We start from the raw sequence: 25,633 nt of genomic DNA, 5'->3' as shown, positions 1-25,633 counted from the left end.
CGTTCCTATACTTCGCGTTGATTTTTCGTCCGCACGGCACCAGTCACCCAAGCGTGATTGCCAGCCGAAGACACACTTTACCGACCTGCAAACAGGCTCATGGCCCAAAATCCCGACATCACGCCGATTTCTAGTGCGCAAGCTCCCTTTTTTTGGGGGATCGACGTCGGCGGGACAGGGATCAAGATCGGATTGGTCGACGATCTAGGCCAGACCCTTGCGTTCGAAACGATGCCGACTCGCGAAAACGAGGGGCCCACCGCAGCGATGCAGCGGGTCGCAGCAGTCGTCAACGACTACGAAGAACAATTCGATATTTCACACCAAGTCAAACGCGTTGGCTTGGGGGCCCCCGGACCGATGGATTTGCCCCGTGGGTACCTGGTGGCTCCGCCGCAATTGCCAACGTGGTGGGATTTCCCGATTCGCGACACCGTCGCCAAAATGCTGGAACGCCCCGTCTCGTTTTTGAACGATGCCAACGCGGCGGCCTTCGGCGAATTTTGGCTCGGCAGCGGCAAAAACGATCAATCGATGCTGTTGTTGACCCTGGGAACCGGTGTCGGCGGCGGAATCATCCTGGATGGCGAAATGGTCAACGGGGTGAACAGCTTTGGCGGCGAATGCGGTCACATCATTGTTGATTCATCGCCGACCGCCCAACTGTGCGTGTGGGGTGGGGGACGCGGACAACTGGAAGCCTACGCATCGGCCAGTGCCGTGGTCGGGCGAACCCGTCAACGACTAACCGAGGGCCGCAACAGCCTGTTGGCAGGCCACCTGCACGGCACAAACAACGAACTGACGGCAAAGAAAGTTTACGAAGCCGCGGTGGAGTCCGATGAACTGGCACTCGAAATCATCGACGAAACCGCGCGATGGCTGGGAATCGGTGTGACGACTTTCGTGCACACCCTGGACCCGGGCGCCGTCGTGTTTGGCGGAGCCATGAATTTTGGTGGCGCCAACTGCCCGGTTGGGCAACGTTTCTTGAAAGGCATTTCGGACGAATTTCGAAGCCGAACCTTCGAGAACGTTTTTGAGGGCACGTCGATTCAATTCGCGTCGCTCGGTGCCGATGCCGGCTATCTGGGCGTTGCCGGATACGCCCGAAAACAGAGCAAACAGGTTGGATAGATCGGGACGGCTGAAAACGCCAAGCCGTCCAGAACAGCAGCGGGCCGCATCCATTTCTGTATGGGCAACGGTATTCTGCACCCGCAGGCTTCGTGGAAATCCCGAGGTCACACCAAGGTCAACATTTCACAAGAATCATGACAGCCAATATTCGCAATTTTTGCATCATCGCACACATCGACCATGGCAAGAGCACGCTGGCCGATCGTCTGCTTGAACATACCGGCACGGTGATGAACCGTGACAAAAAAGAGCAGATGTTGGATGATCTGGAACTGGAACAGCAACGTGGCATCACGATCAAGGCTCGTGCGGTCCGGATGCGGTACAAACAGGACGGTCAGGAATACGAACTGAACCTGATCGACACCCCCGGCCACGTGGACTTTCAATACGAGGTTTCGCGATCGTTGGCATGTTGCGAAGGCGCCCTGTTGTTGGTCGACGCGTTCCAAGGCGTCGAAGCGCAAACGGTGGCCAATGCGTTCGCCGCGATGGAACACGAACTGCACATCGTGCCGGTGATCAACAAGATCGACCTATCGATGGCACGGCCCGAGGAAGTCGCCGAAGAAATGATGAACGCGCTGGGCACTGATCCAGACGACTGTGTGCGTGTGAGTGCCAAAACCGGGATTGGCGTGGATGAATTGCTAAAAACCATCGTTGCCAAGATCCCGGCGCCGTCGGGCGATCCCGATGCAACGCTGCAGGCGATGGTTTTCGATTCCAACTATGACGATTACCGAGGTGCAATCACCTATGTGCGAGTCATGCAGGGAACCGTCCGCAAGGGTCAAAAGATTCAGTTCATCCGCACCGGCAGCCAGCACGAAGTGGTGGAACTGGGACAGTTCGTCCCCCAGCGGGAACCTTGCGACACCCTCTCGGCCGGCCAAGTCGGCTATTTGATTTGCAACATCAAGAGCCTCGGGGACGTCCACATCGGCGACACGGTTTCCATCACCGGCGACAAACACGCCCCGGCATTGCCCGGATACTCGCGTCCCAAGCGGATGGTGTATTGCGGTTTGTTCCCCAGCGATGGCCAGGACTTTTCCGAACTTCGCGACGCCCTCGAACGGCTGGCCGTGAACGACCCCAGCTTCGAATTTGAACCCGAGACCAGCGACGCGTTGGGGTTTGGATTCCGATGTGGATTCCTGGGGCTGTTGCACATGGAAATCATCCAGCAGCGACTGGAAAACGAATCCAACATCGACTTGGTGCAAACGGCGCCCAACGTGACCTACGAAGTGGTCAACAAACGTGGCGAGACCGTCACGATTCACAAGCCGCAGGATGTTCCCGATCCGGGCGACATCGAAGAATTCCGCCAGCCGATCGTCCGCTGCAACGTGATCGTGCCGGGCGACTATATCGGCGCGGTGATGAAGCTTTGCCAAGAACGACGCGGGATCCAAAAGAACCAAGAATACCTCGGTGCCAACCGAGCGATGTTGACCTACGACATCCCCTTGGCCGAAGTCGTCTACGACCTTCACGACAAAATCAAAAGCTGTACACGCGGCTATGGGACGCTGGACTATGAAATGGTTGGCTATGAACCGGCCGACCTTTGCCGGATGGACATCATGGTCAACGGCAACCGCGTCGATGCGCTCAGCATTGTTTGCAATCGGGCCGATGCCGATCGCCGTGGCCGAGCGGTTGCCAAGAAGTTGAAAGCAGAGATCGAACGGCACATGTTCGAAGTGGCCGTGCAAGCCGCCATCGGCAGCCGCGTGATCGCGCGAGAAACCGTGCCGGCGATGCGAAAAAATGTGACCGCCAAATGTTACGGCGGCGACATCACGCGAAAACGAAAACTGTTGCAAAAACAAAAGGAAGGCAAAAAACGAATGAAGGCGATTGGCAACGTCGAAATCAGCCAAAAAGCCTTCATGGCTGTGCTTAGCGACGGCGAATAACGATTGATTCGCTGGGGTTCCCCCCCCGGCCGCAAAGATCGGCACTTCGGGGAACCGCAGTCCGCCGATGCCTGCACAGCACGGATTCCCGCGGTCTGGTCACCAGGCGTTCCGGGACGATCACCCCCGTATTGCAGCGGACGCGTTGCCACCACAATCTTCAACACGTATCCTTTTTGGCGATGCCGTCTCGACATGCCAGACGGTCCTTTTCCCGAACATCTTTTTAGGTGCTCGGTTGGTGTCCCCCCGGAATCGAACGCTCGGGTTTCGAGGCTTGGGGGCGACAGGCGGCCAGCCGTTCGCGGATCGCTTCGCTGACCTTCGGTTTGCGAATCACATTCGGAGATGTTGCCATCATGAAACGATGGAATTCGAATTACTTAGGTGAGCACGGTGTATCTATCTGAACGTCTGATTTTCAGCGCAGGGCTATTGTTCGTCCTGGCATTGCCAATGTCCTCCGCCCTGGGGCAGGAAGCCGATACGGCCGCAGTGGAAGCTGCGGTGGACGAAGTGACCCAAGTGGTCGTCAGTGACATTTCAGCGCCCTCGGACGTCCCCGAAGGCGCGCTGACGGACGACGAAATCGCCAACGGACCCTATGCCGCGCACAATGCGTGGATGTTGGTCTGCTGTGCGCTTGTGTTGTTCATGACCGCCCCTGGATTGGCCATGTTCTACGGCGGACTGGTTCGGCGAAAGAACGTGCTAAGCGTGATGATGCAGTGCATCTTTTTGATGGGACTGATGACCGTGATCTGGGCCATCTATGGCTATTCGCTGGCCTTTGGTGGCGATGGCGGCTGGATCGGCAACGGCGACTACCTGTTCATGAACGGCGTCCAGCGAGTTTACAGCGAAACCTTGGGCGAACCGGTCACGCCGATGGAAGGCGAGATGACCCGACTGACTCACATGCTGTTCCAAGGCATGTTCTTTATCATCACGCCTGCACTGATCTGCGGTGCGTTCGCCGAACGAATCAAGTTCAGCGCGATGGTGGTTTACTCCATTGTCTGGGGGACACTGATCTACTGTCCGCTATGCCACTGGGTTTGGGACGGCGGACCGCTATCGTACAACGAAGGCAGCATTGCCGGCGGTGCCTTGGACTTTGCCGGCGGAACCGTCGTGCACATCAGCAGCGGTATCTCGGCCCTGGTCGCAGCCATCCTGATCGGACCACGGATGGGCTTCCTGAAGGAACCGATCCAACCCCACAACCTGACCTACACCGCACTGGGTGCATCGATGCTTTGGGTCGGTTGGTTCGGGTTCAATGCCGGCAGCGAGATGTTGTCCGATGGATTGACCAGCAGCGCGTTCGCGGTCACTCACTTTTCGGCCGCCGCCGGCGCGGTCGCCTGGGCAATGACAGAATGGGTCGTGCTAGGCAAACCGACCGTCCTGGGTGCTAGTTCTGGTGCCGTTGCCGGATTGGTCTGCATCACCCCTGCGGCGGGATTCGTGCAACCGATGCCAGCGATTTTCATGGGACTGATGGCCGGCGTGGTTTGCTATTGGGCATGTTCCAAGTTGAAGTTCCTGCTGAAGTACGACGATGCGTTGGACGCATTCGGTGTGCACGGCGTGGGCGGAACGCTGGGCGCAGTGCTGACCGGTGTCTTTGCTACACGAGCGTGCTTGGATGTCAGCGAGGGGACGCCGATCGGCCTGATCGAATCGGGCGGAAACCCAACCTTGTTGATCGGGCAGATCGTGGCCGTGCTGATCACCTTCCTGTTCGCCGGAATCGGCAGCTTCGTGCTGCTGAAATCGATCGACATCGTGATCGGACTTCGAGTGCCTGCCGAAAGTGAACAACGCGGCCTGGACGTCACCGACCATGGTGAAGAAGGCTACATGTTCAGCTAGGCGGTTGGGGGGCCATCGGTCTCTGGGGGACGCAGCGTCCCCAAGGCGATCACCGCAGCCGTCACGACCAACGTGGCGGCCGCGACCTGTTGGGCGGCGGGTACCGAGATTGCGCCGGCAATCTGCCCCCAAATGGCGGATCCACCGGCCATCGATATCGCCATCACGGTCACATAGCAGCTCATCCCTCGGGCCCGCATCGAATTCGGCAGCGCCAATTGGGCTTCGGAGTTCAGCGTGGTCAGCGTCGTCATCCACGACGCCCCCATCACGAACATCGACGTCATCGCAGCGGCGGCGCCGGTCGCCAAACTGATCCCCAGCATTCCGCCAGCGAACGCGAGTACGGAAATCGCGATCGTACGGTCCGTCCCGATCTTGGCATGCATGCGGTGCAGCAACCATGCCGCACTGACCGCCCCCGCACCAACCGTGGTCACCAACAATCCGAAACCCTCGGCATCCCAACCGAGCCGCTGTCGGGCGACCAACGGCAACAGCGCCCACAACGCGGACGCAGGCAGCATGAACATCGACAACCGCATCAATGTTCGCCGCATCTGGCGGTGGTTTCGAACGTAGGCAATCCCCTCGGCCAGCGACCGGCGGTAGGAAAGCCCGTTGGACGACTCGGTGTTTTCTCGCTTCCATCGCATCAACACCGTCAACACGGCCGCGAATGACAACGCGTTGGCGGCGAACGCGATCCAGGGGCCCGACACGGCGATCAAGATGCCGCCGATGGCCGGACCGACGGATCGGGCCAAGTTGAAACTGATGCTGCCCAACGCAACCGCCCGCGATAGCTGTGACCGCGGCACCAGTTCGGGGATGGTTGCTTGCCAAGTCAACACATGCAGCACCATGCCCAGACCGATCACAAACGTCAGCCCCAGCAGCGTCCAAGCGGTAATCTGACCGGTCAGCGTCAATGTGGCCAAAGTAGCGGTCGTCGTCAGCATCACCCACTGAGTGATGATCAACAGCCGCCGCCGGTCAATTCGATCCGCCAACACACCCGCCGGGATCGCCAACACCGTCATCGGAAACGACATCGCAACGCGGACCGCCGAAACCATTTCGGGAGACGAATCCAGGTTGGTCATCAACCAGCCGGCACCGATTTCATGAACCCAGGTCCCCAAATTCGAAACCAGCGATGCCAGCCAGAAAGCACGAAACAGCGGAACCGCCAAGGGTGCCCAGGGCGAGGGGCTGTCGCCCGCATCCACCACCGCAGGGGAGGGCGGTCGCGAACCGGTGGCCAGCGCATCGCTTGGCGCCGCCGGGGTGGGGATCGTTTCGCCGACTGTTTCCTGGCCAGAGATTTCCTGGTTTAGGTCAGCCGGACTTGGACGTTGATCAAGATTGGACATGTTGAATGATTTCGCCGTTGATCGATTTCGAGGCAATTTGCCGAAACGATCGGTGCAACCGCTATCGTCGGATCGGATTCTGTAGGTGGCACAAAGTTACGTGCTAAGTTTTCAGTGACAAACGCCGGATTGTAGACGCCTGGAAACCCATCGCCGCTGCCCATGATCATCGTTGAATCGCTTCGGAAACTATACGAAGACTATCTAGCCGTCGATGGCGTTTCGTTCTCACTCGGTCGCGGACAAATCTGCGGACTGGTCGGCCCCAACGGAGCGGGCAAGACAACCACGATGCGTTGCATTGCGGGTCTGATTCGCGCCACTGAGGGTTCCCTGAAAGTCGCGGGAATCCCCTGCGGCGACGATCCCATCGAACTCAAACGCCGGCTCGCCTACGTTCCCGATGATCCACCGTTGTTCGATGACCTGACCGTCGAGCAGCATTTGGATTTTATCGGGCGTGTCTACGGGGTCGAAAATCACGCCGCCAAGTGCGTCGCGCTGATGGAACAATTCGACCTGATCAAAAAACGACGCGCCGGCGCCACGACGCTGTCACGTGGGATGCGTCAAAAACTGGCCGTGGCCTGCGCGTACCTCTACGACCCGGACGTGCTGCTGCTGGACGAACCACTGACCGGCCTGGATCCCCCCGGAATTCGCACCCTGTTGGAATCGATTCATCAACGAGCCGCTGCCGGGGCGACAGTGATCATCAGCAGCCACCTGTTGGCGATGATCGAAGACGTCTGCACCCACCTGTTGGTGATGCAGAATGGAAAAGCCGAGTACTTCGGGGCGGCGGAGGATCTTCGTTTACGTTTCCCCCACGCGCGAACATTGGAAGCGGCTTACTTTGCCGCAACATCGCCTGGGACGACTGATCCAAGCATCGCCGCCAATGTCGCTGCGCTGCCCATGCCCCCCATCGCGACAGCGGCGGGAGCGGCGTTGTGATCGGGGTCGCATCCGAGACGACACACCCGGTCGACCGCGAATCGGACAATTGGGACCAATGGGCGACGCACCGCGAACTGTTGCGGTTGTTGGTGCTGCGCGGTCGATTCCGGTTTGCGCGAACGATGGACCGGATTCGATCACCACGTCGCATCGTCGCCACGACTTTGACACTGTTGTTTCTGGTGCTGTACATCGCCAACGGTTGGTGGATCCTTTCGACCCGGCAACCAGCGGATCCCGAGCGGATGCGATGGTGGCTTTCCGGCGGAATGGTGATGTACGGGGTGTATCACGCACTTCGATGCGCATGGTCACGACAAACCGCCGAGCTTGAAATGAGTCCGGCCGAAATTCTTTGGTTGGGCGGTGCCCCGATTCGCCGTTCGTCGTTAGCCATCTACCACGTTGCCGGCTTGGTCTTTTCGACCGCCTTGAAGACCGCCTTGTTGGCCGTCGTCTTGGCGGTCGATGCAAAGCATCTTGAATTGATGTGCATCGGCGTCTTCACGTCACTATTGTTGATGGAGATTGTCCGGCTGACAGTCGGTCGCTGGGCGTCTTCGTTGTCGGAAACCGGGCGACGAAAATTTAGAGTCGTCACAACCTTGATCGCCACCGCGATCGCATTGCAGGTCATTCTGCGGACGGTTGCGATGACGCCGATGGGCGCCCCCACCGTCACCTATGTGATCCATCTGTTCTCGGCGATCGGGCAAACGGCCGCTAGCGACGCGGTCCAGTGGATGTCACTGCCGTGGATTCCCACAGCCCACCTGGCCGTCGCCGAAACCTACGGCATGTGGACGATGGTCCAGTTTGCATCGGCGATCGCGATTCTGCCGCTTGCCATTCTGACGCTGGTCGGAATCGATTCGCGCAGTCGCACAGCCGCCCATCAAGCCGAACTTGCCCACCTACAACGCAACGACTACCGCAGTTCCGATCAAGATCTTTCAGCGGATCCAAACCACCGCCCAAGCTTCGTCGGGATCTCCAACTGGCTCAGTCGCTGGGGCTGGGCTGATGCGGCGGCCGTGATGTCGCGTCAATGGATCAGCGTGCGCAGATACTCGGGCACCATCGTCTTCAGTTTCGTCGTCCCCACAGTGCTTTGCCTATCGCCGCTGGCGACCGGACGGATCACCGACCAATGGTTCTTTGTGGTCGGCGGCATTGCCTTGTGTACGGTCCTGTTGGCGCCACCCGCACTGCGCATCGACTTTCGCCGCGACCTCAAACGAATGCAGTTGCTGCGATCGTTGCCGGTGCGACCGATCGCCATGGTGATCGGACAACTGGCGATCCCAGTGTTCATCACTTGCCTGTTTCAGTGGATCACCATCGCCATTGCAGCCGCGGTGACGATGCCCGGATGGTCCGCCGTGATGTTGTGGACCGGAATGCTCTCCGCGTTGTCCTTATTCACATTTGCCATCGAAAACGCACTGTTCCTAGCATTCCCTCATCACGAAAAGGCAGAGGGGATTGCGATGATGATCCGGGCAAAATTGACGTTCCTGGGCAAGGCCGCGCTGATGATCGCTTCGTTAGCGATACTGGCCGGATGGGCCACGTGGTGCCAATCGAACCTGCCACAACCCGCCGCAGCCATTGCCATGGTGACCGGCGCCGTCGCCGCCACCTGGGGCATCGCCGGCGTAGCTGTCTGGGTCACCGCAGGATGCTGGCGAAGATTCGATTTATCCTTAGACGTCCCACCCCAGTGAGGGCGGCGATCCGAAGTCAGTATCTAGTTTAGCCGCTGCCCAGCGGGCCGCGCGTTCATGCAGCAGACGCGCGCGGGGCGGTGCCCACGCGGCTAAACGAAAATGGACGTGCAAAAGGTCCTATTCGGACAGTCCGCGTCGGGCTCTTAACCTCGCCACCATCGCTCCGGTGGACGCCAGGACCAACGTCAGACTGAATACGAAATAGCCGATCAAGACTTTCAAGTTGCCGATATTCGCGGGCTCGCTATCCGGCTCTCGTTTCAAATTCTCGTCCAGCGGGATCGAAAACAGCGCCGAGAATGGGCTGGTGATGCCGGTCCACTGGGCCGTGGCAATCTTCTCCGGTGCAAATTCCAGGATCTGCATTAGCGAAACGATCGTTGGCGGTGCCACGTATAGCAACAGCAAGATCACATAGGTCGTCAGCAGGGCGATCGAGGTCTTCTTGGTGAACAACGAACTGGTCAGTGCCACCACGGCGTTGACAAGACACACCATCAAGACGACCAAGAACATTCCGACCACGGCTGCCCAGTTGGTCCAAAAACTGGTGTTCAGCGCCGTTCCCAACAACAGCGGCCACAACAAGAACCCCGTCAGCACCGCGGAAATTCGGAATCCAACCACGAACTTGCCCCACAAAATTTGCCAGGGCGTCAGCGTCGTCGTCAGCAACAAATCCAAGGTCTCGCGTTCGCGTTCACTCGTCATGCTGCCGGCCAAAAATACGGGACCGACCAATAGGTTGAACACGATCACGTAGACGGCGAACCAGGCGCACTTGTCCATCATCCAAAACAAGAACACGCCCATCAACGGAATCGCCAACAGCATGCTGATCTGGATCACCAACCGCAGCATCAAAGTGCCTTGGCTAAAGATTTCGCTGTGGATTTCCTTGTCATAGACGGGATTGGTCCCATCCAGCATCAGTTCCTGTTTCTTTGGCGGCGCGAACAGACGATCGGGGAATTGGTCCGGCTGGATCACCAATCCAACCGCCTCTTCGGATTCTTTCGCAAGGTCGATCACCTCTTTGCCTTCGCTGCCCACATCAGGCGGATACAGCATCCGCCCGGCAGCCGCCGAACACATCAAGATGACGGCCGTCAACATGAACGCCGGCAAGACCAGCACGGCCAACTTCAGTCTCAGTTCCCCCTGACTTTCCAGCGACCACCAAAACAAGATCGCGGCGATCACCAATGGCAGGATGATCAGATAACTGACCACCAACGAACTGCTGGTCCGCGAAAAATAGCTGCTGCAGAAAACGCCGATCGCACCAAACAAAATCACCGACACAATCAAACAGAAATACGCCGCCAAGACCTCGTACACACTGACCCCGCCCAGCGGCAAGCACAGCACGATGATCGGAAGCGACGCCAGGATCAGCATGCCCAGGTGAGTCAACGAGGCGACCATTTTCCCGAACACGATCGCACCGGGACGCAGCGGGCTAGCCAACAGCATTTCGTAGGTGCGGCGTTCTTTTTCGCCGGTGATCGTCCCGGCTGCAAAGCTTGGCGCCATCAACGACGCGATCACGTATTGGCCCAAGAAAAAGATGTTGACCAATTTTTTCGCACTGGGCGGATTGGTCGTCAAATCCAATCGCTGGTCCGTCGGCCAGGCAACCAACACCACGGCCGCCAACAACAATTGGTAAGCCGCCAACAATAGAAACGCACGGTTGGTCCGAAGATTGACCAACAGTTCACGCTGCAGCACAGGGTTTTCGAAAACGTACATCAAGTGTTCACAGGATCGGTGCGGTTGCCAAAAAAGTGGACTGCGTCGAAATGGCGAGCCGACGCCAAATCGACGGCGGTTTGCCTAGGGGATCGGCGTCTTGGATGCCTGACCGGATTGTTCGATCACATAGGTCGGCACTGCATACCCAGGCAAACGGGTGCGCAGCGTATCGACCAAAGATTGACCTTCGGCTTCGCTGACTTCGAAGTGAGCCGCACCGGTGACACGATCCAGTTGATGTAGGTAATACGGTTGGATCCGATGATCGACCAAACGCCGACACAGGGATTCCAGCGTGTCGGCATCGTCGTTGACCCCGCGCAGCAGCACCGCTTGGTTCAGGACGGGGATCCCTGCATCCACCAAACGTCCACAGGCATCGATCACGTGGTGATCCAGTTCCGCCGGATGGTTCGCGTGGACAACCATCCAGGTAGCCAGCCGGCTCTGCCGAAGACGGCGGACCAGCAGTTCGGTGATCCGCTGGGGAATCACGATCGGCATTCGCGAATGGATGCGAAGCCGACGCAGGTGCGGGATCGCTTCTAGCTGACTCAGCAAACGATCGATTTTGTCGTCCACCAACGTCAGCGGATCGCCACCGGAGAGAATCACTTCGTCGATGTCGGTTTTCCGGCTCAGGTATTCGATCGCTGGCGCGTAGTCCTGGTTTTGAGAGCCCGATTCCGAGTAGGGAAATTCGCGGCGGAAACAATACCGGCAATGGACCCCGCAGGCTCCCGTCGTCACCACCAGGGCTCGGCCGTGATATTTGTGCAACAGGCCGCCGGCCACCAACGCCCCCATGTCGCCGACCGGATCCGAGGAAAACCCGGGCTGATCGGTCTGGTCTTCTGCAGCGATGGGCAGCACCTGACGCAGCAGCGGATCGTGGGGATCGCCGGGGATCATCCGGCGGACGTATTCCAGGGGGGCAAAAGTAGGGAAATCCGCCTCGGCATGCGGTTCTGCGGTCACCGGCAACCCGACTGCTGCCCGCAACTGGTTCGACCGGCGGATGGCCCGCTTCATCGCGGTTTGCCAACTGACTTCGCCGCAAACGCCCGGATTTTCGGGGTTTTGGGGCGACTGCGAAGGGACCGGGACAAGATCCGTCGTTCCCGTTAGAATTTCGCCCACCTGGTTCGTTGAACCTGGGAACTCAGCCTGCGATGGTTGGACCGCCGGATGCTCGTTGCGGTCGTTCTCAGTCACTCGAATCAACGATATCCCCCGCACAATTTTACCTCTTTGACTCCTCGACACGGAGCCTGCAAATCTTATGGCTACTTATAACACAAGTGACTTCCGAAAAGGGCTGAAGGTCCAAATCGACGGCGAACCCTACTTGATGACGGACATGATGTTCGTCAAACCGGGCAAGGGGAACGCGATGTACAAATGCCGCCTGAAAAACCTGGTCCGCGGGAACAGCCTGGACCGGACCTACAAGGGCGGCGATTCGCTGGAATCGGCCGACGTCGAAACCACATCGGTTTCGTTCCTGTATCGACAGGGCGAAGACTTTGTGTTCATGCATCAAACGACGTTCGAACAGTACGAAGTTTCCGCGGATGTGGCTGGCGATATCTGGAAGTACCTGTTGGACGGAATGGTTTGCACCATGACGCTTTACAACGGCAACGCGATCATCGTCGAAGCCCCCAACCAAGTCGAAATGAAGGTCACCGAAACCCAACCGGGCACCAAGGGCGACACCGCGACCAACGTCACCAAGCCTGCGATCGTGGAAACGGGAGCCGAGTTCTTGGTCCCTGGATTCATCAAGGAAGGCAACGTCATCAAGATCGACTCCAGGACCGGGGAATACGTCGAACGCGTCAGCAACTGATACGCGGGTGGTCAAAGAGGACGGTTCGCACTGTTCGATGATGAATGTCAGCCAAAGCAAGCGAGCGGCCTGTTGATTCAGTCGTCTTCCTGAACTAAGCGTGCAAATCACAACCCGAAGCGTAAGCGAGGGATACTACTAGATCCCTCGCTCACGCAGCGGGTTACGAAAGGTGCGCTGTGTTGGATGATGAATGTTAGCCGTTAGCAAGCTAGCGGCCTGTTGATTCAGTCGTCTTCCTGAACTAAGCGTGCAAATCACAACCCGAAGCGTAAGCGAGGGATCCTACCAAATCCCTCGCTCACGCAGCGGGTTACCAAAGGTGCGCTGTGTTGGATGATGAATGTTTGCCGTTAGCAAGCTAGCGGCCTGTTGATTCAGTCGTCTTCCTGAACTAAGCATGCAAATTACAACCCGAAGCGTAAGCGAGGGATCCTACCAAATCCCTCGCTCACGCAGCGGGTTACGAAAGGTGCGCTGTGTTGGATGATGAATGTTAGCCGTTAGCAAGCTAGCGGCCTGTTGATTCAGTCGTCTTCCTGAACTAAGCGTGCAAATCACAACCCGAAGCGTAAGCGAGGGATACTACTAGATCCCTCGCTCACGCAGCGGGTTACCAAAGGTGCGCTGTGTTGGATGATGAATGTTTGCCGTTAGCAAGCTAGCGGCCTGTTGATTCAGTCGTCTTCCTGAACTAAGCGTGCAAATCACAACCCGAAGCGTAAGCGAGGGATACCACTAGATCCCTCGCTCACGCAGCGGGTTACGAAAGGTGCAGGCCGCCAGCCCCGGTTCTTGGATGACGAAACCGAGGCTAGCGCCTAAACGGCTAACTAAGTCAGCAGGCCGGGAATTGCCCGTGGCCTCACGGCCAGCGGCTCACCATTGCTGTTGAAGGTTGTTCTTCAGCCAACGTTTTGATCGATCCTTCGTTCCCCCAAAGTCCCGGCCATGTACAACACGCTATTCTTGCCTGAGCTGCGAGAGATGCTGGCCGCTGCGAACCGGGCGGAACTCGAAGAATTTTGCCAAGCGCTCAACGCTGGTCGTACTGCCGAGTTCATGGAGGGACTCGCAGACGATGAGGTCTGGCAGGTGCTCCAGTTTGCCGACCCGACGCGACGAGCGGAAATCTTTGGCTACTTTCCGCATCAACGCAAACTGACGCTGTTGGAACAGTCGCCGTCGGCCCAAGCGGCCGAATTGATCGAAGAACTTCCCTCGGACGATCGCGTCGACTTGATCCAAGAGATGTCGGGCCAGCGTGCCGACCAGATCATGCCGCTGCTGCCGCTGGAGGACCGCCGCGACATCCAACGGTTGCAGTCCTATCCGGACGAAACCGCCGGCGCGCTGATGACCAGCGAAGTGGCGATGCTAGAGGAACACCTCACGGTTCGCGAAGCGTTGGAGGAATTGGGGCGGCAATCCAGCGAACTGGAAACCATCTACTACCTGTACGTCGTCGACGATAAAAATCTGCTTCGCGGTGTCGTTTCCACGCGTCAATTGGTTTCTTCGCTGAAAACGCCGACACGCACGCTTGGCGAAATCATGGAATCGGATGTCATCGCGGCCCTGGTGTCCGATGACCAAGAAACCGTTGCCGAACGAGTCGAACGATTCAATCTGTTGGCCATCCCCGTCGTCGACAGCGGCCGACAACTGCTGGGCATCATCACTCACGATGACGTAATCGATGTCGTCCGCGAAGAACTCGCCGAAGATGCTCAGCGGATCGCTGCGGTCGAGCCGCTGGAGGGAAATTTTCTGAAGGTCGGTCTGTGGACGCTATCGTGGAAACGCGGTCTATGGCTGACGATCCTATTCTTCGCCGCCCTGTTGACTGCGTTCGCACTGCGACACTACGAAGTCGAACTCGACAAATTTGCGTGGTTGGTGTGGTTCATTCCGTTGATCATTAGCGCCGGCGGCAACTCTGGAAGCCAGTCGGCCACCCTGGTCATCACCGCCATGACCAGCGGCGAGGTCAAGTTCCGCGACTGGCCCGAAGTGCTGCGACGTGAAGTCATCGTGGCGTTCGGGTTGGGCAGTTTTCTTGCCATGATCGGCTTCGCGGTTGCCCTGTTCATCGCACCGTCGCCGCGTGCCGCGATGGTCATTCCGTTCACCTTATTGTCGGTCATCGTTTGCGGTTGCCTGTGCGGGGCGACGTTGCCCATCGTTTTCAAACGGCTAGGGCTGGACCCGGCGATGATGAGCAACCCGTTCGTGGCGGGAATCGTCGACATTTTGGGCATTGTGATCTACATCAACATCGCCCGCGCATTATTGGGGTAACCCCGTCGCGATTTGCGGTAACTTGTACCGTCGCAATGTCACCCTTTGGCTTTCTCTGATTAGATGATTTCAGCATGTTGATTGATTCCCACCATCACCTGTGGAAGTATTCGGCCGAACAATACGGATGGATCGACGAATCGATGTCGGTCCTGCGGCGGGACTTTCTTGGCGACGAACTACGTCAAGTTGCCGCGGAAAGCGGCGTCGATGGGTTTGTTTCGGTGCAAGCCAGGCAAACGGTTCAAGAGACCGAGGAACTGTTGCGAATCGCCGACAACGAACCACTGATTCGCGGCGTCGTCGGCTGGGTTCCGCTGGCGGATCCCAATGTTGGCGACGCGCTGGATCGCTTCGAGGGTGTCGCAAAGCTGAAGGGCATTCGACATGTGGTCCAAGACGAACCCGACGACCGATTCCTATTGGGCGCGGACTTCAATCGCGGTGTTTCTCAACTGCACGATCGTGGATTGGTCTACGACGTTTTGATCTTCGCTAAACAATTGCCTGCGGCGATTGAGTTTGCAGATCTTCATACCAATTTGCCGATGGTCTTGGATCACATCGCCAAGCCGACAATCGCGTCAGCAGAGTTTGATCAAACTTGGGCCGACCATCTTCGCGAACTCGCTCGGCGACCAAACCTAACCTGCAAATTCTCGGGTGTCGCCACGGAAGTGCGTGATGCCGACTGGTCGATCGAAACGATCCGCCCGTACTGGGACGTCGCATTGGAAGCGTTCACACCGTCCCGATTGATGTTCGGCAGCGATTGGCCGGTCTGTCTGCTAAAGACCCATCATCGCCGTTGGCTGGATACCGTACGCGAACTAGCCGCGGAACTGACGGCTGACGAACAACAAGCAATCTTTGCCGACAACGCTATCCGAGCCTACAGCCTGGCTTGATGCACCCGCAGGGGCCTGACATCCCCATGCATCTGCCACACAACGACACCCCCATTCCCAACCAACCCGCAACTCCTTTCTTACGCTTGGAAATAGAATGCGCGCCATTCAGATCTCGAACGTCAAAGAACTCAAGTCCATCGAAATCGACGCCCCGGCCGCACCCGGCCCCGGCATGGCGTTGGTCAAAACCCATCGCATGGGCGTTTGCGGCACCGACGTCAGCTGCTATTTGGGCAAGTTTCCGTTCTTCGATTTCCCGCGGATCCCGGGACACGAGCTGGGCGTCGAAGTCGTCTCGGTCGGCGATGGCGTCACCAACGTCAAGTCGGGCGACGCCTGCAGCATCGAACCCTACATGAACTGTGGCGAATGTTATGCCTGTCGCCGAGGGGCGATCAACTGCTGCCAGAACTTGAAGGTCATCGGCGTGATGTGCGACGGCGGACTATGCGAATCGTTCTTGGTTCGCGCCGACAAATTGCACCCGTCGTCCAAACTGACCTACGACCAATTGGCATTGGTCGAAACCCTGGCCATCGGCTGTCACGCCAACGACCGAGGCGCACCGACCGGTGGCGATCATGCGTTGATCATCGGGATGGGCCCAATCGGGCTGGCGACTTTAGAGTTCGCTCGCTTGACCGACGCGACCGTCAGCGTGATGGATATGAATCCCGACCGATTGAAGTTCGTCCAAGACAACTACGGAATCGAAAACACGGTCCTGTTCAAAGGCGACGGCAGCGAAATCGATCGGATGAAGGAATTGACCGGCGGCGATATGTATCAGGTCATCACCGACGCAACCGGCAACAAGCATTCGATGTCCGGCGCGTTCCAGTATCTGGCACCGACCGGAACGCTGGTCTACGTGGGAATCACGACCGACGAATTGTCGTTCCGACATCCGGTGATGCACCGTCCCGAAGCCACGATCAAGGCGTCGCGAAACGCGCTTCCACCAGACTTCACACGCATCATCGGTTTGATCGAAGACGGCACCATCAACACCGATCCGTGGATCACGCACCGAACCAGCTTTGACGGCGTCCTGAACGATTTCGAATCGTTCACTAAGCCAGAAACCGGTGTCATCAAGGCGATCATCGAAGTCGTTTAGGACTGAGTGAGTTTGCGCAATGCCAGCTAGACGTTCGGGCAAACGTCGTAGCGGAAGTCGTCAAGACTTTCGTAAATCATGGCAAGGCCGAAACTCTTGACGGTTTGTCGATTTAGTTAGCCGTTTAGTCGCTAGCGGCGTGCTAATTCGTTTTCCGGAACTTAGCGTGCAAATCATAACCCGAAGCGTGAGCGAGGGATCCTGTTGAATCCCTCGCTCACGCAGCGGGTTACTAAATCTGCAGGCCGCTAGCCTCGGTTTCGTCACCTATGAACCGGTACTAGCGCCAAAACGGCTAATCAATCGAAAGACTCCTGGCTACCCATCGCCCAAATCCTGAACGATCGGCTGAGTGTTTTGGATCGCGATACACGTACCAATCGTTTCGCCAATCTTTCGACTCGCTTCCGATCCACGGTTCACTCCATAGATTGCCAGCAGCGAGCGAGCGCGAGTCATTGCCACGTAAAGGCTGTTCTTCAAGGTTTTGCCTTCGGGAGCCACATAGTGGTCCACGCACGGGATCACAACGACTTCTGATTCGTAACCTTTGAACGAATGTGGAGTGGTGGCAACCAGTGTGTTGGGCTGTCTTTCGAACGAACGATTCTTTTGAAAAGAGAGTTCGACACCGATCGCTGCAAGTGCCGGTGCAAGATTGGATTGCAAAACGTTCCGAACTCGACCGTTGTAAATGAGGCAGATATCGGTTGGCGAAATCCCATCGTTCTGGATTAAGTGCTTTAGGTGACCGGCAATCGAAGCCATTTCTTGGCTTCGGTTCTCGAAGCTATGGAAGATCGGTTTCGGTCCATCGATCTGGTTGTACCGCACTCGCAACCAGTCTTCGTCGTTTCGATGGATTTTCTCCAGCAATCCCAGTTGAAGCAATTCTTGCTGATCTTGTCGCTTGCTTGATTCCGAAAGTCGGCTCAGCACGTTGACAGCAAGTTCGGTGATCGGCGTGGTTGACCGAAAGCTCTCTCGCATGATCGTCGAACGACCACGCATGTCGAGACCGAACTCGGACCACTTCGGAGTCTTGGTGTCGTAAACGTTTTGTGCGTTGTCGTAGAAGATATGTGCCGAACGACTGTTGGCGTCTCCTTCGTCCGCTTGCTCGACGATGGACAACAGCAACCGCAACGTTGCCGGTCCCATGTCTTGAGCTTCATCGATGAACAAAGCCGAGCAACGGGGAAGCAGATCGTCCACATCCTGACGATTCAGGAACTCCTCGGCGGCACGGTCGTAATCAAAACCAATCGACTCGATCGACATCCGAACGCTTGGCAGCATCCCGGCCAAAACGTCTTTCACATGAAGCAGCGACACTTTATCCCAAGGGAACTCTGATTGATCGAAAAGGTCTCCTTCGTTAAGGCTGGTCCATGCCGATTCAATCGATTCGCGAAGCAGCTTTTGCAAACTTCGATTGGCGTAGACGGCCCAGATACGGGCATCCTTCTGATCTTGCAAACGCTTCGCCGTCTTGGCGAGCCAATTGCAAAGAACAATCGACTTTCCGCTGCCCGCTACTCCACGAACCAAGCGGGGTTTTCCATCAAGTTCAAGATTGGTCAGCCGTTGCTGTTCTTGGGAAAGAATGGGCTTCATTCCCTTGCGATCAACGAACTGATCGCCCATGCGACAAGATGCCTTTTTCTTGTAGCTTCCCTTTTGCTCAGCCGCAATCGATGCTCCGAACCCTACCGTTTGGCCTGGATCTCGTTGACCTGACTCTCGATGACCCGGCTTTCGCCAAACAAAACGCTCGTCGTCTCGCGCAAGGAACGCTGCGGTCATGTCCTTCTTCAGTGGGCGCAGATACGGTTCTTCCATCTCGCTACGACTTGCTAGAACAATCACCGCTTCCCTGGCCCGACTAAGTGCAACGTTGACAAGCCTTTTCCATTCGGGGACTTGCCACGTCCCACTGCCCGCATTGACCGTATCAAAGATGACAATGTCCGCTTCCGAACCTTGTTGACTGTGGACGGTCGAAGCTTCCCAATTCGTCATCCCCCAACCAGCCAGAAGCTTCCCGACCTGCTGAGCTTGGGCTTTGAATGGCGAGATGAACAAGCCGTTTGCTGAGCAAACATCGGCATCCGAAAACAGCTTTTGCAGCACTGACTGCGTTACTCCACGAACCCAGCTTCGGTTGCCCGGTCCACGTGCGGCACGAATGGAAGCGAGACTGGCATCCTCTTCATCCAGGACGTACCAGATGGCTCTCGATTGACCGGCAATGAATGGCGAAAGCGTAGATTCCAACTCGGCTCGGTCCGGTGCGGTCGTCAACACGCCATCGTACTGGTAGCTCGACACGACCCTGCAAACGTCCGGGTGCATTCGCCGCTGCTGCGAAAGGAGGTGAACCGCGTGGGGGATGTTTTCCGTATCGTCCAGATGGCTCAGCCCACTGCTCGCCAACCACGTTTGCTGGCGAGTTGGCAGAATCCGTGAGATTCGACTGATCGGAGCCAATTGTTTTGAATCCCCGACCAACACGACTCGTCTGGCGGCCAACAGCGACAACGCAGCGACCGCTGCCCTGGAGATCAACCCCGCTTCGTCAATGAAAATTGTGGTGAAAGGGGCGCCGCCATCCTCGACCATCTTGCGGATGGACTCGTCCTTCAAATAGCTCATCGCTTTGAATGCGGTGGCGACCACCACTCGTCGCTGAGCATCCACAAAGATTCGGTTGCTTTGGTCGTTACCGGAGGCTCGCAGTTCGCTGATCCGTTTTCGTGTCAGGGCTTTGTCTTCGGACGATTCAAACAGTTGCAGTTGCTGTGCCAGTCCATCGATCTGTGACAAGACTTCCGACTCGGTTCCCCGGAGCATCGGATCGAGCTCTTTTCCGACGAACGTTTGGTACGACGCACCCTTCCCGATTCTCAGCAGCGTGTCATCACCGAGTTCATCAGGGCAGAATCCCTTTGCCGCTTCGCCAATGGAGATAGCGACGGCATCCGTCGCTCGGTTGGTCGTCGATACCACCAGAACTCGCTCGCTCTCATCTTGCATGACCTTGGCGATCTGCTGCCCGGTCGTCCAAGTTTTGCCGGTGCCGGGCGGTCCCCAAAGAACGCTCCACGCGTGCTGCCACCAATCACGCAACTCTGGCAAGCCGAACTCACACGGCAGCGCCACTCTCGGATGCACATCGCCCTCGCTGGCGTTCAGTCTCGCCGGTATATGCCTGCGAACCTCTTCAAACTCGTCTGCGTTATAGACCGCGTCCAAGACCGACATGAACTCAAACGGACGAACAAAGAACGGTCCGGCCGTCGGCGTCCTTTCAGGATCATCAAGACTGATGAACAAGCAACCGTTCCGCTCGTCCACTTCGACGATCTCACTCGACCAGACAATGTCGTCCTCATAGTCGGCTTCTTCATAAAACCGATCAGAGTCACGTCCGTCGTCGTCAAGCGACTTCGGGCGAAACGCTTTCGCTCCTTCCCAGGTCCAATCAAACTCGACCGACGAGCCGACATGAACGACGAAAATGGTCCCACGATCTTTCTCAGCAAAGATGCTGACGCGGTGGCAACTCAAGCGTTTCCACCGTGACCCATCTCGATACTCCTGGCGAACAGCGACAGCCGCATCCTTCAATTGCCGGTCGTCACCTTGGGGCAACCCAAGCCGGGACTCGAAGCGAGAATATTCAAAGTCAGCGGCGACGCCTTCATCGGAAGCACTCATGGTTATTCCACTCATCTCGATCGATCATTCAGGCATTCGCCGCTGGCCATAGAGGTCTAGACAAATAACCCGACTAGCGACTCAGGTCTTGAGCAGTTTTCTGGTATAGATTACTGAAGAAGTGAGTCAAAGAGCGAATCGATGTCGGCATGAGACGAGCCTAAGGAACGACGAATAAATAAGACGCGCTGCTATGAAGGGTTGGCCGTGTAGTTTAGTCGAGGCAGTAGGTTCGAAAATGTGATTGGCATTCGTGTCATGAATTCCTCGGTTGCCTTGCGTTTGAGTTCGTAGGCTCGTTTGATGATATGGGCGGTCGTGCTCAGACCGGTCGCTGTTGACGTTTGTCTCATTAGCTCTGCTGCAAACTCGGCTGATCGCATCATCAGCCCGCTGCAAGTTCGGCCCACCTGTGAGAAGAACCGCCGTTCGATCGGATTGTACTTGCTGCAGTATGGCGGGTAGTGAGCAACCTGGATCGGCAGTCCGATCCGCGTAGCCAAGCGAGACAAGTCTTCTTTGAAGATCCAGTACCGAGCATTGTTGCTGCCACCGGCGTCACACAACCAAAGTATCTTTTTGGCCCCTGCATAATGGAATCGCCCGACACGACGCCAGAACCACCAAAAACTATCGCAGGCAAACTCGCTGGTATCGTGACTGAGCCCCAAGTTAAGGTGTCCGTGGTTGCGAACCGGGTCGTAGATTCCGTGGGGAATCAAAACGCCATCGGACCAACTCGGATAGTCGTGATCGAATGCTCGCATCGGACTGCTCAGGTAGGCACGGCCGTCGCGATACATCGTGCCAAGAAGCTCTTTCGCCTTGGTGTCAATGGAGAAAACAGGGTCGCCAGCCTCTCGGAAGAGCGAACGGAATCGATCGATTTCCTGAAACTGTGTATCGCGATCGGGGCTCTGTCCGCCGGCAATCGACTTTTCAATTTTGCGTCGACGGATATCTTGGCCTTCGAGCCAATCGGCCACCGTGGGCGCGCTGATCGGTGTGCCATCGTGCGTCAACGTCGCAGCGATCGCTTGCGGCGACTGATGAGTCCAGATGATATCGGGTTCGTCGGGACTGCCAGCGATGTGAATATCCACGATTTCAAAGAGTTGATCTTCGATCTCTGGTTCCTCGTCAATTTTCTGCTTTCTTCCTCCACCTTCAGCCCGTTGTCGATCGCCCAGAGGATCCTCGGGCAGCGATTCAATCTCATCCAAACCATGCCGGATCGCATGCTCGGAACAACCAAATAGCTCTGAGATGTAGCGTTGACCACCATATCCAAGCTTCTCCGTCTCGATGGCGGCGTAGCGGCGACGATCCTTTTCAGACAAGCTATCGAAAACATTTTTCATGCGTTCTTCGATCTGCTTGGAGTACGGGGACTCAAATTGAAACGCCATGGAATTACCCTCCGTGTGAATTCTGAGCGGTGCCTCCCACCGCAACGGTAGATCACATTATAGGCGATGTGGCGAGGACTATTTATTCGTCGTTCCTAAGCGATGACTCTGTGTCCATTCGTCCGGTGTCACCTCGTCAGGTGGCGATCATACATGACGGAAAGATCGTCCGCTCGGTCCCGGTCAACGTCGCCGATCGTCGCGTCGATCGTCAACAATCAGACTTTCGGGCGATTCAGTCTTAGACCCACTGATGCGGGCCTATCGTCGAAGGCTGCCGCCGAATGACTGTATGCTCGGTGATCTGGGGATCCGAGAAAGTGCCAGGACTTTTTGCGGTACGAGCGCCCTGGCACGAATGGCACTTCATCCGCGGCTAGCGGGCTGTCGGTTTAGTTAGCCGTTTAGGCGCTAGCCTCGGTTTCGTCACCCAAGAACCGGAGGCTAGCGACCAAACGGCTAACATCAAAATTTGAAACTGCACTCAACCGACAGGCCGCTAGTCCTTGTGTAATGGTTCGGGGCGACCGCCAGTACGACATCGTCACCGCGATGTACCGAGTCTGCAATCAACGTAGCGAGAATGGCTTGCGCACGATTGAACAGATGCGGCCCTTCGACGGCAGCGACGAGGGAACGAAAAAGATCAACCAGGCGCCAGTCCCACCCGGCGATGGATCCAATCCGGCAAGCAGCAATACGCTAGCCGATCACAAATGCAGCGGCCAACCAAATAGGTTGACACCCTGTTCCAGACACTAGGTTCGCCGTTCACGGTCAGGCGACACACGCTGCATTGGCTCTGTTTGTAGTACCGCCTTCAGGCGGAAGCGGACCCGAGAAATCGGAGCTAACCGAGCCAAAAAAACTTCGGCTGACGCTGGTACTACGAACAAACGACCGACCGGAGTCAAACAAGATCCGACGAGCTCTTACCATGCCCCTTCGTTTCACACTCAGCACCCCACGGCTTTCATTCATGGCAGTTGTGGGTCCGTGCTGCAGGGAAAAAGGGCTAGATAGAATTCGATCGCGGAGTGACCAGACGTGTCATCGGTCGTGATAAAACATTGGTTTTCCCGAACCGCTGCCCATGCGAACTGCGATGCCCCACTACGCCCACAGCCTTCCCGGCAATCCCGATCGATCGAAGTGGGAGACGCTGGGGCAGCACGAGCAGGCAGTCGCTAAACTTTCTGCTGGTTTTCTCAATCGAATCGACCCTGGACTTGCTGCCTGGGGGGACCTACTCGGACGATGGCACGACATTGGAAAGTATAGTGAAGACTTTCAGTGCTATTTAGCGTCCAATGGCGATTCAGATGTTCACAGTTCGGAAGTCTCAGGCAAAGTCGATCATTCGACTGCGGGTGCTCAGTTGGCCTGTAGCAAGTCTTCGCCACTTGGAAAATTGATCGCTTATACGTTGGCGGGACATCACGCGGGTTTGCCGGACTGGGACGTGGCGACGGGGCGATCAGGCTTGAAGCAACGACTCGACAAAAAAGTACCGTGCTGGCGAGCCGAGGCGACAAAGGGTCTGGAGGCATTAGGACTTCCGGAATCGATTCCCATTCGACCGCCTCACACGCGCGAGACGTTTTGTAAGCATCGCATCGCTTCGTTTCGAGTCACCTGTTTGACTCGTATGATATTTTCAGCTTTGGTCGATGCTGACTTTCTGTCCACCGAAGCGTTCATGTCGCCAGAGCAGTCAATCAATCGGGCAAACGTTTCGGCGAACATGACCGATTTGGCAAAAGCAATCGATAATCACCTTGGATGCCTTCGCTCCGAAGCGGAGCCTTCACCGGTGAATCAGATTCGTGACGAAGTTAGCAAAGCATGTGTCGATGCGGCTGAACTCGTCCCCGGATTATTTTCACTGAACGTTCCCACTGGTGGTGGCAAAACGCTTGCTTCCTTGCAGTTCGCGCTGCGTCATGCCGCGCATCATGGACTCGATGGTGTCGTCGTCGGCATCCCGTTCACGAGCATCATCGAACAGAACGCAAAGGTGTATCGCGGTGTTTTCGAATCGCTTGGCGAAGGCGTTGTGCTGGAACACCACAGCAACACTGACCCTGAACAGGAAACCACTCAGAGTCGTCTACAATCGGAGAATTGGGACGCGCCTTTGGTGGTCACCACCAACAACCAACTCTTTGAATCGTTGTTCGCGTGTCGAGCCTCACGCTGCCGAAAACTCCACCGGATCGCACGGCGGGTCATCATCCTGGACGAAGTGCAATCGTTGCCGGTCGAATTGCTGACGCCCACATTGTTGGCCATTCGCGAATTGGTCGAATCGTTCGGTTGCACGGTCGTGCTTTGCACCGCCACCCAGCCAGCGTTTCAGTGGCAAGAAGACTTTGCGATCGGCTTGCACGAGATCCGCAACATCATTCCGATGACCGAGAAGCTCCATGACCGATTGCGTCGGACAACCGTACATCCGATCGGCGCGCTGAGCGACGAGCAGCTTGTCGCCCGGATCAATGCCGAAGATCGGGTCCTTTGCATTGTCAACACTCGGCCGCATGCAAGCAAGCTGTTTGCGGAACTTGATGAGTCCAGCGCGAACTTTCACTTGAGCACACGAATGTGTGCGGCGCACCGGCTGCATGTGCTCGACGGACAGATTCGTCCCCGACTGGACCAGGGTTTGCAATGTCGTGTTATTAGCACCCAATTGATTGAAGCCGGGGTAGATGTCGACTTCCCGGTCGTGTTCCGCGACGTGTGTGGCATCGATTCGTTAACTCAGGCCGCTGGACGTTGCAACCGCGAAGGACGTGCCGCCGAAGGCAGCGTGTATTTTTTCCAAGGCGAGCGACGACCACCGCCGGGCACGCTGCGAATGTCGGCCGATCATGGTCTAGAAATAGCTCGTCAGTTCGACGATTTACTCAGTCCTGAAGCCATCGAAGCGTACTTCCGCTTGCACTATTGGCAGCAAAAAGAACGCTGGGATTTCCGTCAGGTGATGGACGCGATCGGTCGTGATCCCAGCAGAATGGAATTTCAGTTTCGTCAGATCGCCGACCGTTATCGCTTCATCGAAGAAGTAGCTGAAACACTCTACGTACCCTGGAAAAAAGGCGAGCAATTAATCCGAAGCTTAAGTGAATCGGATTATCCGCCTGACCGAAAGTTACGACGCCGTTTGCAACGTTATTCGATCAACCTGCGCCGTCACGAAATGGTGCAACTGCACGCTGCCGGCGCGGTATTGTCCTTCCATGGCTACAACACGCTGACGCAGCGGCATTTGTACGACCAAAAACTTGGACTGGTGCTATCGAAAGCTGACGGAGTTGTCCCGCCAAGTGACTTGATGTGCTGAGGCAGTGGCAGAGTTGCGTGGAGGAGTGCTGATCAACGCACGACTCTATCGACAATCCTCAGGTAGACACAGCGGCAATGCCGCTGCGTCTACCTAACTCCGAAAACGTACAGACCTAACGCGTTTCAATCCACGCTGGTTTATCCAGCGACACGGGACGCCAATGCTCCTAACCAAAGAACGGATGCCCACTACGACGAAAAA

General features: G+C 56.8%; 16 protein-coding genes. 10 read left to right on the top strand and 6 right to left on the bottom strand.

The genetic code is table 11. The annotated features are described in order from the left end of the window. Positions 1–99 precede the first annotated feature (99 nt). A complete protein-coding gene (locus K227x_RS11850) occupies positions 100–1,137 on the top strand; it encodes an ROK family protein (protein ID WP_145169679.1) in 1,038 nt (345 codons plus the stop codon). A gap of 137 nt (positions 1,138–1,274) precedes the next feature. Then, positions 1,275–3,068 carry a translation elongation factor 4 gene (gene lepA, locus K227x_RS11845; RefSeq protein ID WP_145169678.1) on the top strand — a complete coding sequence of 598 codons (1,794 nt, stop codon included), beginning with the start codon at positions 1,275–1,277 and terminating at the stop codon, positions 3,066–3,068. 226 nt (positions 3,069–3,294) lie between these two features. Here the strand turns inward: lepA and K227x_RS31400 are convergent, their stop codons facing one another. Then, positions 3,295–3,429: a hypothetical protein gene (locus K227x_RS31400; RefSeq protein ID WP_261343435.1), complete on the bottom strand. Its 135-nt coding sequence runs from the start codon at positions 3,427–3,429 to the stop codon at positions 3,295–3,297. Between the two features lie 95 nt (positions 3,430–3,524). Here K227x_RS31400 and K227x_RS11840 point away from each other — a divergent pair, with 95 nt between their 5' ends. Further along, positions 3,525–4,946, top strand: a complete 1,422-nt coding sequence (locus K227x_RS11840) for an ammonium transporter (protein WP_145177784.1) — start codon at positions 3,525–3,527, stop codon at positions 4,944–4,946. Here the strand turns inward: K227x_RS11840 and K227x_RS11835 are convergent. Then, positions 4,943–6,322, bottom strand: a complete 1,380-nt coding sequence (locus K227x_RS11835; protein ID WP_145169677.1) for an MFS transporter — start codon at positions 6,320–6,322, stop codon at positions 4,943–4,945. The two genes, K227x_RS11840 and K227x_RS11835, sit on opposite strands and share 4 nt — an antisense overlap. A gap of 162 nt (positions 6,323–6,484) precedes the next feature. On the opposite strand from K227x_RS11835, the gene K227x_RS11830 reads away from it, so the two are divergent. Continuing rightward, positions 6,485–7,279, top strand: a complete 795-nt coding sequence (locus K227x_RS11830) for an ABC transporter ATP-binding protein (protein ID WP_145169676.1) — start codon at positions 6,485–6,487, stop codon at positions 7,277–7,279. Continuing rightward, the gene (locus tag K227x_RS11825) at positions 7,276–9,009 is read left to right on the top strand and encodes a hypothetical protein (RefSeq protein WP_145169675.1); all 1,734 of its coding nucleotides are present in this window, start codon (positions 7,276–7,278) and stop codon (positions 9,007–9,009) included. The genes K227x_RS11830 and K227x_RS11825 overlap by 4 nt, the downstream gene beginning before the upstream one ends. 120 nt (positions 9,010–9,129) lie before the next feature. Here the strand turns inward: K227x_RS11825 and K227x_RS11820 are convergent, their stop codons facing one another. Both K227x_RS11820 and epmB read right to left on the bottom strand, forming a co-directional pair. Continuing rightward, on the bottom strand, positions 9,130–10,767 hold the full coding sequence (locus tag K227x_RS11820; protein ID WP_145169674.1) for an ABC transporter permease: 1,638 nt from the start codon (positions 10,765–10,767) through the stop codon (positions 9,130–9,132). 84 nt (positions 10,768–10,851) lie between these two features. Further along, positions 10,852–11,985, bottom strand: a complete 1,134-nt coding sequence (epmB, locus tag K227x_RS11815) for an EF-P beta-lysylation protein EpmB (protein WP_246146753.1) — start codon at positions 11,983–11,985, stop codon at positions 10,852–10,854. A 67-nt stretch (positions 11,986–12,052) separates the two neighbouring features. Between epmB and efp the strand changes: the two genes are divergently transcribed. From efp to K227x_RS11795, 4 genes are all read left to right on the top strand, one after another. Beyond that, positions 12,053–12,622 carry an elongation factor P gene (gene efp / locus K227x_RS11810; protein ID WP_145169673.1) on the top strand — a complete coding sequence of 190 codons (570 nt, stop codon included), beginning with the start codon at positions 12,053–12,055 and terminating at the stop codon, positions 12,620–12,622. A 951-nt stretch (positions 12,623–13,573) separates the two neighbouring features. Continuing rightward, positions 13,574–14,923, top strand: coding sequence for a magnesium transporter (gene mgtE / locus K227x_RS11805; RefSeq protein WP_145169672.1), 1,350 nt, complete (start codon positions 13,574–13,576; stop codon positions 14,921–14,923). Positions 14,924–14,997: 74 nt separating this feature from the next. Then, entirely contained in the window at positions 14,998–15,831 is an 834-nt protein-coding gene (locus K227x_RS11800) for an amidohydrolase family protein (protein ID WP_145169671.1), read from the top strand. A 97-nt stretch (positions 15,832–15,928) separates the two neighbouring features. Continuing rightward, positions 15,929–16,954 (top strand): zinc-binding alcohol dehydrogenase family protein, encoded by a 1,026-nt coding sequence (locus tag K227x_RS11795; protein WP_145169670.1) that lies wholly within the window; start codon positions 15,929–15,931, stop codon positions 16,952–16,954. Positions 16,955–17,272: 318 nt separating this feature from the next. On the opposite strand, the gene K227x_RS11790 is transcribed toward K227x_RS11795, so the two are convergent. Together K227x_RS11790 and K227x_RS11785 are read right to left on the bottom strand one after the other, a co-directional pair. Further along, positions 17,273–20,674, bottom strand: a complete 3,402-nt coding sequence (locus K227x_RS11790) for an AAA domain-containing protein (protein WP_246146752.1) — start codon at positions 20,672–20,674, stop codon at positions 17,273–17,275. 191 nt (positions 20,675–20,865) lie between these two features. Beyond that, positions 20,866–22,083 carry an ISAzo13 family transposase gene (locus tag K227x_RS11785; protein WP_145169668.1) on the bottom strand — a complete coding sequence of 406 codons (1,218 nt, stop codon included), beginning with the start codon at positions 22,081–22,083 and terminating at the stop codon, positions 20,866–20,868. A gap of 1,105 nt (positions 22,084–23,188) precedes the next feature. Here K227x_RS11785 and cas3 point away from each other — a divergent pair. Continuing rightward, the gene (cas3, locus tag K227x_RS11780; RefSeq protein WP_145169667.1) at positions 23,189–25,429 is read left to right on the top strand and encodes a CRISPR-associated helicase Cas3'; all 2,241 of its coding nucleotides are present in this window, start codon (positions 23,189–23,191) and stop codon (positions 25,427–25,429) included. Positions 25,430–25,633 lie beyond the last annotated feature (204 nt).

Source organism: Rubripirellula lacrimiformis, assembly GCF_007741535.1.
Classification (GTDB): domain Bacteria; phylum Planctomycetota; class Planctomycetia; order Pirellulales; family Pirellulaceae; genus Rubripirellula; species Rubripirellula lacrimiformis.
Note: the sequence above shows the minus strand (reverse complement) of the source record. Positions and strands in the feature narration are given on the sequence as shown.